Origin of the sequence: Aestuariicoccus sp. MJ-SS9 (genome assembly GCF_032586235.1) — a bacterium.
In the GTDB taxonomy this organism is placed as follows: domain Bacteria; phylum Pseudomonadota; class Alphaproteobacteria; order Rhodobacterales; family Rhodobacteraceae; genus Aestuariicoccus.
Map to the genome: position 1 here is coordinate 111729 of NZ_JAWHTD010000009.1, position 14404 is coordinate 126132.

Consider the following 14404-nt stretch of genomic DNA (forward strand, 5'->3'; position numbering starts at 1 on the left):
GGAACCGTTGGGCAGAACATTGACATCGGTCAGGCCCCCTTGGGCGCAAGCAGAGCACTCTGCCGTTCAGAGGGCCTGGAACTAAGTCATCCTTGTCCCGATCCGGCATACAGGGAAAGGGCGGGAACCGTGCTTGAACCAGACGTGACGCTGAGCGATTTCGCCTTGGCGGCGGAATGCGCGGTATTCTGCTGGGTGCTGATCCGCCGCGAACCGGGCACGCTGCAGATGAACCGGCTCTTTGCCCTGCTCTTTGCCGCACTCGGCGCCTCGTCGCTTTTGGGGGGACTCTGGCACGGGGTATTCTCGGGCGATCAAACCGAGGCCGGGCGGTGGGTCTGGTTCGGCTGCATGGCGGCGCTGGCCTTTGCGGCGGTGGCGATCTGGCACATCGCAGCCGCGCTGGCGCCGCCCTGGCTCGCGCCCGGTCCGATCCGGGCCCTGGCCTGGGGCCAGCTGGCGGCGCAGCTGGGTATCCTGGCCTTCGTAAGCCACGCCTTCGCAATCGGCCCAGCAGGTTTGGCGCCGCCGGTGCTGCTGCTGATGGCACTCTATCTGAGCCGCTATCGAACCGCAGGAGACGGTCGGCTGCTGGCTGGTTTTGCGGGTCTCGCGCTGGCGATGGTGCCGGGTCTCGTGATCTTTTTCGGCGTCTCGCTCCATCCGCTCTGGGCGAGCACGAACACGCTCTATCATGCCTGTCAGTTCGTGGCCTTCTGGCTGGTGTTCCTGTCGGTGCCCGGGCTGCGCGCTCAGACCGGGTAAGGCGGCGGCAGGGGCAACCGGGCCTCCTCCGTCGCCTCTTGCCGCTTCTCGACGATGTTGGCCCGGGTCCAGCTGGTCGGAATGCCCAGGGGATAGATGATCAGCGCGGCGAGGACGATGACCTGAAGCCAGCTTGCGGCCCGCGGGCGTCGCTGCGCCGTGCGCGGCACAGCGCGGGGATGCCGCAACGTCCAGACCAGCAGGATCAGCCCGGCGGTGGCCATCGCCAGGTTGAAGACCTGCCCGGTGCCGATCCCGAGCCAGGCGGCCTCGTAGTCCCGAAACAGGTCCACGGCAAAGCGCAACCCGGCATAGAGGAACACGAAGAGGCCCGTCACCACCCCGCGCCCGGGCTTCCATTTCCCGATCGCCCAAATGAGGATCGGCAGGATCACGAAGTTCTTGGCGCTTTCATAAAGCGCAACCGGATGCCGGGCGCCTTCGAGATCCGGATAGACAAAGCCCCAGGGCATCGTGGTCTGCGAGCCGACAACGCCGCCTTCGACGAAGTTCCCCAGCCGTCCGACCGCGAGAAGAAACGCCCCGGGCACCACCACCTCGTCCAAAAGTGCGATCAGGTCATAGCCCCTGACCCGTGCATAGACCCCCGTCGCGATCAGCCCGCCCAAGAGCACGCCATGCGAGGCCATGCCGCCCTCCCACCAGTTCAGCGCCGCGAGCGGCCGTGCGCGGTAGTAGTCCAGCTCGTACACGAGGATGTCGAATATTCTGCCGCCGATCATCACACCGATGGCGAACATGATCGTGAAGGCGAAGACTTCGGCGTTCGTCATGTTCACGGGGCGCCGACGCGCCCAGAACCAGACGAATATGCCGAGAAACCCCAGCGAATAGACCGCCCCGTACCAGTAGATTGCCCCCAGCGGCGTGGTCATGATGGCCGGATCGAAGTCATGGATCATGGGTCAACTCCCCGCGTCGTCACGTGAAAACGTTAGCTGCAGGGGGGCGGGTCCCATTGACCTCGGTCAATCCCGCGCGTTGGAAAACCTGTTTGATGGACAAAGGTGGTGCTTGTTCCGAGGGCCGCCGTGCCAAACTGGCCGGTCAAAGGGGGGGACAGGGATGGACGCGCTGAGGGAATTCCTGGCCTTGAACGGCGTCCTCGTGGTCTTCCTCGCCGCCGCCGCAGGCTTTTCGCTTTACCTCAACCTTATCCGTGACAGAAACCCGCACGACTGGCACTTGCTCCACGCAGGCGGGACCGCAAGGGGGGTACTGCTGATCGGTCTGGGCGGCGTCATTCATCTCTCCGGTCTTGGGGTGACGCAGGCAGTAGTCGCCGCCGGGCTGGTGGTGGTCTTCGTCTGGACATCGACTCTGGCGATGCTGCTGCGCGCCGTGACAGGCGAGGACGGGTTTCACTTCTCCGGGGCGCTGTCGAACAGGCTCGCTTTCGCGCTTTACGCGATCGGGGCCGTTTGCCTCTTTCCAGGCCTGGCTCTGCTGGCGTGGGGATTTCTGCTGGTCTGGTAGCGTGTTGCCCCCAGGATTCATTCAACCGCTGAACTTGTCAGGTCATCGCCTTTTCTGACCAGACATCGGCAGACCAGTCACCAAGATCACTCCGGCGATCGTCAAGCCGACGCCGGGCCAGTTCAGGCCCAGAAAGCCCGTTGACGTGGTGCCGTAAAGCGCCAGCGCGGCGAGGCCAGCGCAGGTCAGAACCGTCCCGGCGACAGTCCGGACGAGACCGACAGGGAAGTTGCCCGGCAAACGCGCCTCCGACTCGACCGGCCCGAAGATCAGAAGGATCGGGACAAGCGACAGGGCCAGAACGATCACCCAGATCGGACGCGTGACCCACCAGATGCCCTCTCCCGGCGTCAGGCGGAGGCCGGTCCCGCCCACGGCCAGGGACAATCCGATCACCGCGACGGCGACGGTCAGGTGCCACAGGTAGATCGTCATGATCCTCTGCCCGACGAGGATCACCACGGCCCAGGGCGTTTCGCGCATGAGCCAGCGCGACACGAAGCCTGACGTCAAAAGCATCAACCCGATCTGCACGGCACCCAGCGCCGCCATCGCCGTCGTGGGCGGGCGGCTGTTGGAGAAATCCTGCCCGGCCACGGACACCATGCTGACGGAATACCCGGCGGGCCCCATGAGAACGGTCATCCAGACCAGGCCGATGAGAACCAGAAGACCGGCACGGATCCCGGTCACTCCGCCCCGCCACCACCAATAGCCGAGCTGATGAACCGCCAGCCAGATCAGCGCGTAGTTCGTCCAACGCAACCACGTTTGCCCGAACCCGATGCCGATCACGTCGACCATGATCGCAAGCAGCGCAGGGATCGTTGCAGACCACAATCCATACCGCTGCCAGATCCCATAGGTGACCGGAACCAGCAATGTCACCATGATGTAGACGGCCAGGAACCAGACCGGGATAAGCGCCGTCAGTGATATGTCCCGAAGGAGGTCGGATCGTGTCCCGACTTGATGTCCGACAACCGTGCCCACCGCCCAGATCACGATCAACGGGAGAATTGGCAAGAGCAGCCGCCGAAAGCGGACCGTGGCCCAGACCTGTCTTTTCTCGGGAACCTTGCCGGCCGACGACCAGGACGCGGCATTGGAATATCCGCCGACAAAGAAGAAGATCGGCATCACCTGGAAGACCCAGGTCAGATATTGCGTCCTGGGCTGTTCGGCCAAAATCGAGCGCAATTCGAACGCGTTCCCGGAAACGAACGGCGCGACAAGAATCCAATGACCGAGAACGACAAAGCAAATTGCCAGGACTCTGAAGAAATCCGCTGCCCGGTTGCGGTTCTTGGGGGTCAGACGTGCGGCCTCGCGGGCCCTGGTCATTGCCGTCATGCCAGCGCCTCCGCGGTTCCGGCGTATACATGCGTCGCTGGAACGAATGGAGCCGCGCACGCCGCTAATGGATTACCTTGCGCATGACGCAACATAACGCGCCTTCATTCGTTTCATCATCAACCATTCTGGATAGAATAGTCTGTGTTCGTCGGCCCCCGGAAGCAGCCAATCCTTCTAAACAACTGCGGACCAAGATATTTCAGCAACCATCATTCTGCGTTGCTCTAGATCAATGGATTAAGAGCCGCATTCGCCAGGCATCGTTGTCGGGTCAACCTCGACCGTCCGGGGTTGGTGTTCCACAGCACCAGAAAGTGGTTCATCACCCAGTTCGAGCGAACCGGCGTTCCGGGGCACTGGACGGCTTCCTTGGTGGGCCGCCAGTCGGCACGGTCTGAGAACGGGATCACATCGTCTTTACCGGTGGGATCGCGTTCGGCGATTTGACCATCGCCCAGAACGGGACAGACATGACGATTTCCTGCGGTCTGGATGTGATCACTGTAGAGAAAGCCACTGCTGCGGATTTCGGGTTCACGGAGTTCGATTTCCTGCCGTGACACCACATCGACGTTCTGCCCCCCCTGTCGACAGGGGGCGGGCAGGCCATTTGCGCCGCCGGGTCGCAGACGCGCGTTTCGCGGGGCCGGAAATCGGCGTCCGGATCATGTGCCGGCCGGTCACGTCCGGCCCCGCAGGATCATTGCCCTTCGGCACCTTCGGCAAACAGTTCCGATCGCACGGCGCCGGAGAATTCCACCGCGCCCTGGTAAGACAGGTGATCCGGGTCCGAAAACCATTTGTTGTCAGTCCGGTAATCCATGTCGAAGAAAAGGTCATGGACGTCGACCATGCGCACATTGTCGGCTTCTGCCACCTCTTCGAGCATTGGCCGTTCAATCGACCACAATTCCTTCATCCGCGGATCTTCGAAGTAGCCCCTTGTCGTCGGTGACACGACGATGACAAGCTCCGCGCCGGTTTCCTTGAGCAGGTTCGCCATGCTGCGCAGGTGGCCGGCATTGATGGCAGGCGTCCGGGGTTCGGTGTCCAGCACGCGCCGGATCGTCCGCATGCGCCGGTCGACATCCTTTTCGTCGAAGGCATCGGTCAGGCAGCTTGCGTCGATCGGGGTGCGTGCGAACCCGTCAAGAATGCCGTCCTCGTGCGGGTGATCCGGGGGATTGTCGGGAAACTCGCAAACGAGGCCGTCGTCGGACCCGCCGTCATTGCCGCCGCGGACTAGCCGGCGAAAGGCCTCGCGGCTTCTGCGGTTCGCCTCCAGCGCGGTGGATCTGACGCTGAGCAGCCCTGCGCGCAGGGCCCAGACGATATCCCGCGACCGCAACCGAGACATCGAAGTGACCGAAGGCGAATACAGGATGTAATCGCTGGGGAATTCGCCGGGAATGCCGAGGATCCGGTCATAGCTGAGCATCCCCGGACCGACGGCGATAAAGACATGCGTCAGGTTCGGCAGACGATCCACAAGGCGGCGAAGTTTGTATTCGGCAATCCTCAGATCGCCGCCGTCATCGGCGAAGGAATAGCCCGAAAGCCCCATGCTGGGAAAATGAAGATCCCGTGTGTGCGAGGAGCCAAGGCTGAGGGCCTCGATTTTCGGTGCGCGGGCATGAAAGGTTTCCAGACGGTCGTCCGGCTTGCGGTCGGCAAAGAACACCGCCAGCGCCAGATAGGGGACGCAGATGGCAAATCCGCACCACGCGAGGATCAGGCTGATCTTGTTTCTAGAACTCAAAATAGATGAACCCCTCAACATCAAAGTTGCCGAACAGTAGGATCGCGACCACGCAGCAGCCTAGGATGCCCTCTCTGAGAAAGGGCACGGAGGCGCTTGCTTCCACGTGCACGGGCATTTTGCGATACACCAGCCAGTCGTTGAAGAAAAAGATCGTCATGCCGATCAGCCCAAGCAGGAAGTCAAGCTTGGCCGGGGCCGCGGCAAGCGCCGCAAGGCCAAGGTCGGTCGTGAACATCGTACCGATCTGGGATTGCAGCAACGAAAAGTCGCGGATGAAGAAGAGAATGCCGACGAACGAAATGCACATCACCATCATCGCGCGGCCAAACACCTCGCGGATGAGATCGTTGCTGGGAATGACCGAGAGCAGCCTTGCGACCGGCGACCAGAACCGCATCATCAGTCCGTTGACCAGCCCGAACAGCACGAAATTCCACGACGCGCCGTGCCACAGGCCGACGATGCACATCGCCATGATGGCGATGAACGACCGCATCGGTTCCTGCGGAAACCGTCTGGCCAGCGGGATATGGATATAGTCCGTCACCCATTTGGTCAGGCTGATATGCCAGCGCTGCCAGAAGGAGGTCATGTTCTTGGCATAGAATGGTTGCCGGAAGTTAAGCGAAAGATTGATGCCCATGAAGCTTGCGAGCCCGCGCGCGATAAGGGTGTAGCCATAGAAATCGAAATACACCTGCGCCACGAAGACAAAGGAAATGGCCCATAGGATCAGCCCGCCTGGGGTCTGCAGGAAACTGTAGGAGATGAACTCGGCAATATTGTCCGCGATGACGAGCTTGGCGAAAAAGCCCCAGGCAATCAGCACGAAACCGCGCTGAACGTCTTTCATCGAGGGCAGGTCGAGATTTCTGACCTGAGTCAGCAGCGTCGAGGCCCGTTCGATCGGGCCAGCAACCAGTTGCGGGAAGAAGCTGACGTAGACGAAGTAGGTCAGGAAATTCGTCTCGGGTTTGAATTTCCCGCGATACACGTCGAAGGTATAGCTCATTGTCTGCAGGGTGTAGAAGGAGATGCCCAGCGGCAATAGAACGTTGATGCCCTGCAGATCCGTTCCGATCAGGTGATTAACGTTGTCGGTAAAGAAATTCCAGTATTTGAAGAAGAACAGTATGCCTAGGTTGATAAGGATCGAAAGTAGCAGCCAGACGCGTTTCTGGCCGGGTCTGGAGGACCGATGAATCCAGATGCTTGCGAAATAGTCGATGAGCGCTGATGCGAACAGCAGGGGAACATAGGCAACTTCCCAGTAGGCGTAGAAAAGCAGGGATCCCGCGGCCACCAGGTGACGACGATACGCCGCCGGTATCATCATGTAGGCGATCAGGATTCCGGGGGCGAAAATCAGGAATACCAACGAGGTGAATGACATGATGTGCCTGTGACGTTACTGCTCTTTTGTCCGGAGCTATTGGCCGGCGCCTCGCAAGTGGTCTGCGGTTTGCCGGAGAGTCGCCCGGTCTTACCTTTCAGGAAATTTGCATCGAAATAATGGCAATTTGTTGAAAAGACATAGTCTTGTAGGCATATTCCCGTTGGGCCAGCCGCGCCAGACAGTCCGCTGTCGCCCGCGCGATCGTCAGGCGGCGCGCCGATCGCAACCGCACCTTCGCGACCCCGTCGTGCGGGGCGCGGCCCGACAACCGGTGTCGCGGCGCTGTTGATTTGCGTTGAGAACTGGCCCGGTTGACTGCAAATTTTTCACTGAGGACGGCCAGCCTCGTCGGTCACCAGTCGGCGCGGTCTGAGAACGGGATCACCCATGACAACTCACTCAGCCTTCGGGCCGAGGGACCCCCACTTTGCTTTCTTTTTGCCCCCGTTACCGCCCCAGTTTCCCGGGTGGTTGGGCTTTCTCGATACGGATCATCGAGGGTCAAGGTCTCTTACCACCCCAGCCATATGCGCGTCGATCAGCCAGAAAAGATTGCTCATGTCACCGCTCCGTTCTTGGAGCCGTGAGTCACTCAGAACTCGGGAATTCAATGCATCCTGACCCTACGTGTTCAACCGCTGACAAATGAGCCCGAAAGCCATTGCGACTCATTAGGGAAATCCAGACCGGCGCGCGCCTGTTGTCCACAAATGCGGCTTGCGGCATCGCGCCACAAGGACTTACCATCGGATCGAAAATTGATCGAAGCGGCCCTTGCCGCACCTGCGTTTTTCCCGAGAAACGTCAGGTCAAATTATGACTGATAAGGTTTGAAATGCGAAGGGACCCCCATGGCGTTTATTCCGGGAACCGACCTTGACGACGATCTCAACGGAACTGAATTCGATGACACGATCGATGGCGGCCCGGGCAACGATGAGTTGCGAGGAGGCCAGGGCGACGACAGCCTGATCGGCGGGATCGGGGACGATACGCTGATCGCCAATCTCGGGGGCGCGGACACTTTGCGCGGCGAAGCGGGGAACGACTCGCTGGCCTCTTTCGGCAGCAACGCCGATGAGCTTTTAGACGGCGGCGCGGATGACGACATTTTCAGCATCGCCGCGAGCCTGGTCGACAGTCAGATCCTCGGTGGCAGCGGCTTCGACCATGTCGATCTCAGGGGCGGCGGCGGGCAGAATCTGCGCGGCACGGTTCTGTCGGGGATCGAGCGCACGGCGCTCTGGCAGAACACCAACTACGACATCGAAGCGGCGCAGGTGGTGAATTTCGGCGAAATCGTGATGACCGAGTTCGCTGCGACGAACGGTTCGGCGATCCGCATCTTCGACGTGGACGGCCAGAGCGTCACGGCGCTGCCATCGCTGATCGGGACGCAGCGGTTGCTGATCCTTTCGGAAAGCCAGACGGGCGAGAGCGTGAGCGTCGATTTCAGCGGCGGCACCTATGCCGACGATTCCTACGCCACGTTCCGGGGCGGGGTCGGCGACGAGACGGTGATCGGCGGTACCGGCAACGATGAATTTCGCGGGGGCCAGGGCGACGACAGCCTGATCGGCGGGATCGGGGACGATACGCTGATCGCCAATCTCGGGGGCGCCGACACGCTGCGCGGCGAAGCGGGCAACGACTCACTGGCCTCCTTTGCTAACAACGCGGATGATCTTCTCGACGGCGGCGCGGATGACGACATTTTCAGCATCGCCGCGAGCCTGGTCGACAGTCAGATCCTCGGTGGCAGCGGGTTCGACCATGTCGATCTCAGGGGCGGCGGCGGGCAGAATCTGCGCGGCACGGTTCTGTCGGGGATCGAGCGCACGGCGTTCTGGCAGAACACCAACTACGACATCGAAGCGGCGCAGGTGGTGAATTTCGGCGAAATCGTGATGACCGAGTTCGCTGCGACGAACGGTTCGGCGATCCGCATCTTCGACGTGGACGGCCAGAGCGTCACGGCGTTGCCGTCGCTGATCGGGACGCAGCGGCTGCTGATCCTTTCGGAGAGCCAGACGGGCGAGAGCGTGAGCGTCGATTTCAGCGGCGGGACCTATGCCGACGAATCCTACGCGGCGTTCCGGGGCGGGGTCGGCGACGAGACGGTGATCGGCGGTACCGGCAACGATGAATTTCGCGGGGGCCAGGGCGACGACAGCCTGATCGGCGGCGCTGGCGCGGACACGTTGGCGGGCGAGGCGGGCGAAGACACGGTATCTTACGCAACGTCATCCGGCGAAGGGGTCACTGTTGATCTCTCTGCGCAGACGGCGGAGGGGGGAGACGCCGAGGGCGACGCGATCTCGGGGTTTGAACACGCGACGGGCAGTCAGGCGAACGACATCTTGTATTCGACCGTGGCCGGCAGCGTTCTGGACGGGCAGGCCGGCAATGATGTGCTTGAGGGCGGTGCCGGGAGCGATATGCTGCTGGGCGGTGACGGCGCCGATACCCTTTCGGGTGCCGCCGCGGCGGACGTGCTCGAGGGCGGGGCGGGCGACGATGTGCTCGACGGTGGTGACGGCGATGACATCATCACGGGCGGTGCTGGTGACGACGACCTTTTGGGCGAGGCCGGTAACGATACGCTGGACGGCGGCGATGGCGACGATACGGCGAGCGGCGGTGACGGGACCGATACGATCCTCGGCGAAGCCGGCAGCGACCGGCTGTCCGGCGGTCTTGGAGATGACGCGCTTTCGGGCGGTCCCGGAAATGACGATCTGGACGGGGGCGACGGTGCCGACCTGCTGGCGGGCGGGGCGGACGACGACACGCTTTCCGGAGGGACGGGTGCCGACGTGCTTCAGGCTGGCGACGGCGGCGACCTGGCCTTCGGCGGAGCCCAGAACGACCTGATCGAAGGGGATGCCGGAAATGATACCCTCAACGGTGAGACTGGCGATGACACCCTGATCGGCGGCGACGGCGATGACCGTCTAGCCGGTGGCGACGACGACGACGACCTGAACGGCGGGGCGGGCGACGACGACCTGCTCGGGCAGGCCGGGAACGACACGCTGAACGGCGGCGACGGGGCCGACAACATGGCCGGGTCCGACGGTGACGACGTCGTCAATGGCGACGGCGGCAACGATCTGATGGGCGGCGGACCGGGCAACGACGTGATGGACGGTGGCGCCGACAACGACTTCATGGGCGGCGGCCAGGACGACGACACGATGGACGGCGGTGACGGCAACGACGTGATCAACGGCGGTCCCGGCAACGACTCGATGACCGGCGACGAGGGCTCCGACACTGCCGGAGGCTCGCTCGGCAGCGACACGATTGAGGGCGGTGCCGGGAATGACGACCTTGGCGGAGGCGCGGGTCAGGATGTGATCTCGGGCGGCGCCGGCAACGACAACATCGGCGGCGGAGAGGCCGATGATGTTATCTCGGGCGAAGGCGGCGACGACTTCCTCGCGGGCGGCGGCCGGGACGACGACATCGGCGGTGGCCTGGGCAACGACACGATTAACGGCGGCGATGGCGACGACACCATGACGGGCGGGGACGGTGCCGACGTCTTCGTCTGGAACTTCTTCAAGGACGGCGATGCGGACGTCATCACCGACTTCGAGGACGGCATCGACAGCTTCCGCATGGTGGGGGTCGAGAATGCGCCGGGGTCTGGGCTCGCAGGTAAGGTCGCCGCGCTGAACATCACCGATACTGCTGAGGGTGCGCTGATCGACTACCAAGGCCACACGGTGCTGATCGAGGGCGTGTCGGCGGCTGACCTGACGGTGGACGACTTCACTTTCCTCTGACCCCTAGCTGCAATCACGGGGTGAGACCTGCGAGTTTCAGCATTGCCAGAAATCGCTCTCTTTCTTCGTCCACTTCGTAGGGAAGGACGGTTCCCGCAAATCCGATAGTGAATTTGGCATTGGCCTTTTCAACTTCGCCTGCCGTGGCGCGCGCGTCTTCAAGTCGGCCATTTGCAGCGTAGCAGGCCGCGGCCAGTGCCAGCGCGTTCGGGTGGCCCGGCTGAGCGGTACGGACCCGTTCCAAATGGGGCATCGCTTCTGCGTATCTTTCCAGATTGAAAAGCGCGCGACCGCAGAAGATATGATAGGAAAGCGGAAAATGCGGGTTCAGTTTCATCGCCGTTTCCAGTTCCGACAGCGCCTCCTCGGACCGTCCAGCATACGTGTACGAAAAGGCGCGAAGGCTCCGAGAAAATAGACGCTCGCCGGATTGAGCGACACCGCTTGATCGAGCTCGGAAAGGGCACGGCCCGTCGACCTTTCGATCCACTGATGCATCCACCCCATAACCGTATGCGCCCAGGGTTCCCTCTCGTCGGCCTTTACCGCAGCCCGGGCCGCATCAGCACATTTATCAGCGGCGGCATCGAGGTCGTCGGAAAATCCATTGTTGTAGAAATGCAGATATGCCCACGAGATCACGGCATGCGCCCGTGCTGCGCCGGGATCGAGTACCAATGCCCGCTCTGCTTCTGCTATCGCCTGGCGGTTGCCGTCGGGATCAAATTTCCAAACGTAGTCCAGCGCTCTGAGGACATAGTCATACGCGTTGATCGTCTCTGGTGTCTTGACCAGGGATCGGCGGTAGTGCTGTCGCGTGATCTCACCGACCAGCCTGTTGACAACGATGCTCGTGATCTCGTCCTGAACTTCGAAAAGATCCGTGAGCTCTCTGTCATATCGGTCGGCCCATACCTGATTGCCGATCTCGGCGTCGACGAGTTGTGCCGTGACGCGTATGCGGTCGCCGGAACGACGTATGCTTCCTTCGACAATATATTGCACGCCAAGCTCGCGCGCGATCTGCGCAATGGTGAGATCGGACCCGCGATAGGCAAAACTGGAATGCCGCGCGATGATGAAAAGCTCGGCATAACGGGACAGGTCGGTCAGAATGTCGTCGGTTATTCCATCCGAGAAATAGGATTCCGACCGATCTCCTGAAAGGTTCCGGAATGGCAAGACCGCGACAGAGGGTTTCTCGGTCAGGACGCTGGACGCACTGGCGCGCTAGCCTCGGACCGCCCCCTCAAAGCGGAAGCCCCTGCGCGGAAGTGTCTTGATCAGCTTTTGGGCCTGCCCATCGTCGCCCAGGGCCGCGCGGGCCGCGTTGATACGGGTAGAAATCGCGCTGTCCGAAACGATCCGCCCGCCCCAGACATGTTCGATGAGATCGTCGCGGGACACGATCGCGCCCGGATGTTTGGCAAGGTAGGTGATGAGGTCCAAAACCTGCGGTTCCACCTGGACGACGCGCTCGTTCTGACGGAGTTCACCCCGTTGGAGGTCAATTCGGAAGTTCTCGAACGAAATGACGCCGTCGTTTGCCATGCGTGATCATGACCACGCGGTCAGGCGTTTCTCAAGGAGAATGGAAGATTTCTGGACAAGTTCTGGACAACCCCTGAAAGCGGCGCGGTCATCTTCGTGCCAGAGTTGGATCACGTAAATCGAGACCCAACTGCACTGGATACCCAAGATGACCGATCAAGAGACATTCATCCTCACACACTATACCGACATCTCCGAAACAAAGCGCCGCGACGTCGGCAGAATGCAAAGCGAGATCATCCAAAGCGCTCTGCGGAAGATTTCGGCGGCCATGGCCAAGGGGCTCCAGAAAACGTTGCACCGCAATGCGTTGCGGGAATTCGATCAGGTATAGAAGGCCCGCCAGGATATCCGCTTCGTCCGCATGTGAGACGCTGGACGGGCCTGCGGCGAACGTCTGGAGCCGGTGAAAGCCTTCGTTCGAGCGTGTCTCTGCGATTTCGTCGGCTCTAACGGCTGCTTACCGCCGTCCAGCGGTAATCTGATCATTTTGCTCAGATGTCTCGGACGAGCCCGTAGCGGACATTGTCCTTAGGCTGCCTCGATGACAACAAATTGCACCAAACTGGATTCGAGAATAGACTGCGCACTGGCCTAGAAGGTAAGCAATTGATCAAGCTTTTTCGCACGCCATTGGCGTTGGCACTTTCGATCCTGCTTGTAAGCACCGTCGCGGCGATGGCGGCGGGCATTTTAGATGGCCGTGCATTTACTGGTATGATCGGTCCGGCCGAAAACCCGGACCTTGAAGACAGCCTTCACTTCGACGACGGACACTTCTGGTCCGACATCTGCACCCGCTGCGGCTTCATGCCCGGCACCTATGCCGCGGAAGTGACCCCGGATGGAGTCCGGTTCACGGGCACACTTGAAAGCGATAGCCGTGGTCGCTTCGACTATGACGGCCTCGTCAAAGAGGACGGCTCAATCAGGGTGGCTATCACATGGGAGCGTCGTCGCTGGTACTGGACGTCCCGGCGCGAGATCACCTTCGTCGGCGAGCAGGTGAGCATTGTTGAAACCGCACCCCTTGCGCAGATGCGTCAGTCCATGCAGTCGATGGACCTGGATGGGAACCCGATGTGCTCCCGGTTCTGAAGGCAATCTTGGTGAAACGTAAAGCGTTTGCCTTTTATGGCCTATTACTTGTCGGGGGCTGGTTTCTCGGCGGGTACCTGAAAGACCTGACAGTGCCCGAAATGCGCCCGATGAACGAACCTATGATACACAGGATCGTCATGACCGCCTTCGTCGCCTTTGTTGTCCTGGCGGCAATCCCGTTCGTGCCCGGTGCCGAGATCGGATTTGCTTTATTGCTTCTATTTGGCGGGCAAGTGGCTCCCTTGGTCTATCTCGGAATGGTTGGCGCTTTGGTCGTTTCATTCCTGTGCGCGCGGCTTGTCCCCGCGCCTCTCCTAGCCTGTGGGCTACAGCAGCTCGGGCTCACAAAGGCCGCGGCGTTCATTATCGAACTGGATAGCGCCGCCCCGCATGAGCGCGCGGATAGGTTATCGCTCATCCTTCCTCCGGCACTTGGCCGAAGGCTGCATCGCTACCGACATCTCCTGCTCGCGATCGCGCTGAACACACCGGGAAACTCCCTGCTTGGAGGTGGAGGAGGGCTAGCCTTTATGGCTGGTGCGTCGCGGCTTTACGGGTTCGGGACATACCTCGCAACTATCGTCTGCGCCGTCGCACCTGTTCCGTTGGTCTTCTTCTTCACCTAGCCTAGTAGCGTCGGCTTGGTCCGCAAGCCGGTCGTAGCCTTGATTTTGGCGAACGTCTGGAGGCAGTAAAAGCTGTCGTTCGGGCTCGGCTCAGAGGATTTTCGGCTCTGACGGCTACTTACCGCCGTCCAGCGGTCATCTGATCGTTTTGCTCAGATGTCTTGGAAGAGCCCAAGGCAGACTCAAGGACTACGCTTATTGCCCCAATTTAGCCATGCTGCATCCTCCGGCGACAAGAGCGAGGCGAGACGGTGGGAATAGCGATCAATGTCAGTTTCGCTCAGTTTGCCCTCCCACTTGTTTGATGTTCCGGACGCAAAGAAATTTGCCTGATCGTTGAACGGAGAGCTTTCGTGAAAACGCATTTCACTGATTTCCACGGCTTTTCGCATGCTGGCGAAGGTGTTTGCCTCAGCGATGTCATCGAGGCTCTGCGAAGAAAGGTGGATGTCCAAAATGCCGGCAAGACGTGCGATTTGCCGCCGCAAGTCTCGGCTCAGATCAGCGTAGTGGAAGAAATGCACGTTTCCCCCTGTTTGGCGCGCTTTGGACTGTAAGA

Annotated in this window: 15 protein-coding genes; 6 read left to right on the forward strand and 9 right to left on the reverse strand. The window is 61.1% G+C overall.

Annotated features, from left to right (window positions below; all coding sequences use genetic code 11):
• Positions 1 to 129: 129 nt before the first annotated feature.
• A complete protein-coding gene (locus RXV88_RS09160; RefSeq protein ID WP_316292176.1) occupies positions 130 to 765 on the forward strand; it encodes a DUF6962 family protein in 636 nt (211 codons plus the stop codon).
• Here RXV88_RS09160 and lgt read toward each other — a convergent pair.
• Positions 753 to 1688, reverse strand: coding sequence for a prolipoprotein diacylglyceryl transferase (gene lgt, locus RXV88_RS09165; protein WP_316292178.1), 936 nt, complete (start codon positions 1686 to 1688; stop codon positions 753 to 755). The genes RXV88_RS09160 and lgt overlap by 13 nt on opposite strands.
• Before the next feature lie 163 nt (positions 1689 to 1851).
• On the opposite strand from lgt, the gene RXV88_RS09170 reads away from it, so the two are divergent.
• Positions 1852 to 2262 (forward strand): hypothetical protein, encoded by a 411-nt coding sequence (locus RXV88_RS09170; RefSeq protein ID WP_316292180.1) that lies wholly within the window; start codon positions 1852 to 1854, stop codon positions 2260 to 2262.
• A 42-nt stretch (positions 2263 to 2304) separates the two neighbouring features.
• Here the strand turns inward: RXV88_RS09170 and RXV88_RS09175 are convergent, their stop codons facing one another.
• The 4 genes from RXV88_RS09175 to RXV88_RS09190 form a co-directional block, all read right to left on the reverse strand.
• Positions 2305 to 3615 (reverse strand): acyltransferase, encoded by a 1311-nt coding sequence (locus RXV88_RS09175; protein WP_316292182.1) that lies wholly within the window; start codon positions 3613 to 3615, stop codon positions 2305 to 2307.
• A gap of 227 nt (positions 3616 to 3842) precedes the next feature.
• Positions 3843 to 4181 (reverse strand): hypothetical protein, encoded by a 339-nt coding sequence (locus tag RXV88_RS09180; RefSeq protein WP_316292184.1) that lies wholly within the window; start codon positions 4179 to 4181, stop codon positions 3843 to 3845.
• A gap of 137 nt (positions 4182 to 4318) precedes the next feature.
• Complete coding sequence (locus RXV88_RS09185; protein WP_316292186.1) at positions 4319 to 5377, reverse strand: hypothetical protein; 1059 nt, start codon at positions 5375 to 5377, stop codon at positions 4319 to 4321.
• Positions 5367 to 6773, reverse strand: coding sequence for an MBOAT family O-acyltransferase (locus tag RXV88_RS09190; RefSeq protein ID WP_316292188.1), 1407 nt, complete (start codon positions 6771 to 6773; stop codon positions 5367 to 5369). Before RXV88_RS09190 ends, RXV88_RS09185 begins: the two co-directional genes overlap by 11 nt.
• Positions 6774 to 7627: 854 nt before the next feature.
• Here RXV88_RS09190 and RXV88_RS09195 point away from each other — a divergent pair.
• Complete coding sequence (locus RXV88_RS09195; RefSeq protein WP_316292190.1) at positions 7628 to 10567, forward strand: calcium-binding protein; 2940 nt, start codon at positions 7628 to 7630, stop codon at positions 10565 to 10567.
• Between the two features lie 13 nt (positions 10568 to 10580).
• Here RXV88_RS09195 and RXV88_RS09200 read toward each other — a convergent pair whose 3' ends face one another.
• Genes RXV88_RS09200 through RXV88_RS09210 form a run of 3 tightly spaced genes read right to left on the reverse strand, consistent with a single transcriptional unit; the run spans position 10581 to position 12118 of the window.
• Entirely contained in the window at positions 10581 to 10904 is a 324-nt protein-coding gene (locus RXV88_RS09200; protein ID WP_316292192.1) for a tetratricopeptide repeat protein, read from the reverse strand.
• Positions 10901 to 11749, reverse strand: coding sequence for a hypothetical protein (locus tag RXV88_RS09205; RefSeq protein ID WP_316292194.1), 849 nt, complete (start codon positions 11747 to 11749; stop codon positions 10901 to 10903). The genes RXV88_RS09200 and RXV88_RS09205 overlap by 4 nt, the downstream gene beginning before the upstream one ends.
• Before the next feature lie 48 nt (positions 11750 to 11797).
• Positions 11798 to 12118, reverse strand: a complete 321-nt coding sequence (locus tag RXV88_RS09210; RefSeq protein ID WP_316292196.1) for a transcriptional regulator — start codon at positions 12116 to 12118, stop codon at positions 11798 to 11800.
• Between the two features lie 148 nt (positions 12119 to 12266).
• Here RXV88_RS09210 and RXV88_RS09215 point away from each other — a divergent pair, with 148 nt between their 5' ends.
• The 3 genes from RXV88_RS09215 (at position 12267) to RXV88_RS09225 (ending at position 13845) form a co-directional block, all read left to right on the forward strand.
• Positions 12267 to 12452, forward strand: a complete 186-nt coding sequence (locus tag RXV88_RS09215) for a hypothetical protein (RefSeq protein WP_316292198.1) — start codon at positions 12267 to 12269, stop codon at positions 12450 to 12452.
• A gap of 275 nt (positions 12453 to 12727) precedes the next feature.
• A complete protein-coding gene (locus RXV88_RS09220; protein WP_316292200.1) occupies positions 12728 to 13216 on the forward strand; it encodes a hypothetical protein in 489 nt (162 codons plus the stop codon).
• 11 nt (positions 13217 to 13227) lie between these two features.
• Positions 13228 to 13845 (forward strand): hypothetical protein, encoded by a 618-nt coding sequence (locus tag RXV88_RS09225; RefSeq protein WP_316292202.1) that lies wholly within the window; start codon positions 13228 to 13230, stop codon positions 13843 to 13845.
• 182 nt (positions 13846 to 14027) lie between these two features.
• On the opposite strand, the gene RXV88_RS09230 is transcribed toward RXV88_RS09225, so the two are convergent.
• A partial coding sequence (locus tag RXV88_RS09230; protein WP_316292204.1) for a sulfotransferase domain-containing protein occupies positions 14028 to 14404 on the reverse strand: 377 nt, incomplete at its 5' end.

Coding starts and splice junctions, on each gene's coding strand:
- lgt (WP_316292178.1), bottom strand. CDS start 1,688: ATGATCCATGACTTCGATCCGGCCATCATGACCACGCCGCTGGGGGCA.
- RXV88_RS09170 (WP_316292180.1), top strand. CDS start 1,852: ATGGACGCGCTGAGGGAATTCCTGGCCTTGAACGGCGTCCTCGTGGTC.
- RXV88_RS09175 (WP_316292182.1), bottom strand. CDS start 3,615: ATGACGGCAATGACCAGGGCCCGCGAGGCCGCACGTCTGACCCCCAAG.
- RXV88_RS09190 (WP_316292188.1), bottom strand. CDS start 6,773: ATGTCATTCACCTCGTTGGTATTCCTGATTTTCGCCCCCGGAATCCTG.
- RXV88_RS09195 (WP_316292190.1), top strand. CDS start 7,628: ATGGCGTTTATTCCGGGAACCGACCTTGACGACGATCTCAACGGAACT.
- RXV88_RS09200 (WP_316292192.1), bottom strand. CDS start 10,904: ATGAAACTGAACCCGCATTTTCCGCTTTCCTATCATATCTTCTGCGGT.
- RXV88_RS09210 (WP_316292196.1), bottom strand. CDS start 12,118: ATGGCAAACGACGGCGTCATTTCGTTCGAGAACTTCCGAATTGACCTC.
- RXV88_RS09215 (WP_316292198.1), top strand. CDS start 12,267: ATGACCGATCAAGAGACATTCATCCTCACACACTATACCGACATCTCC.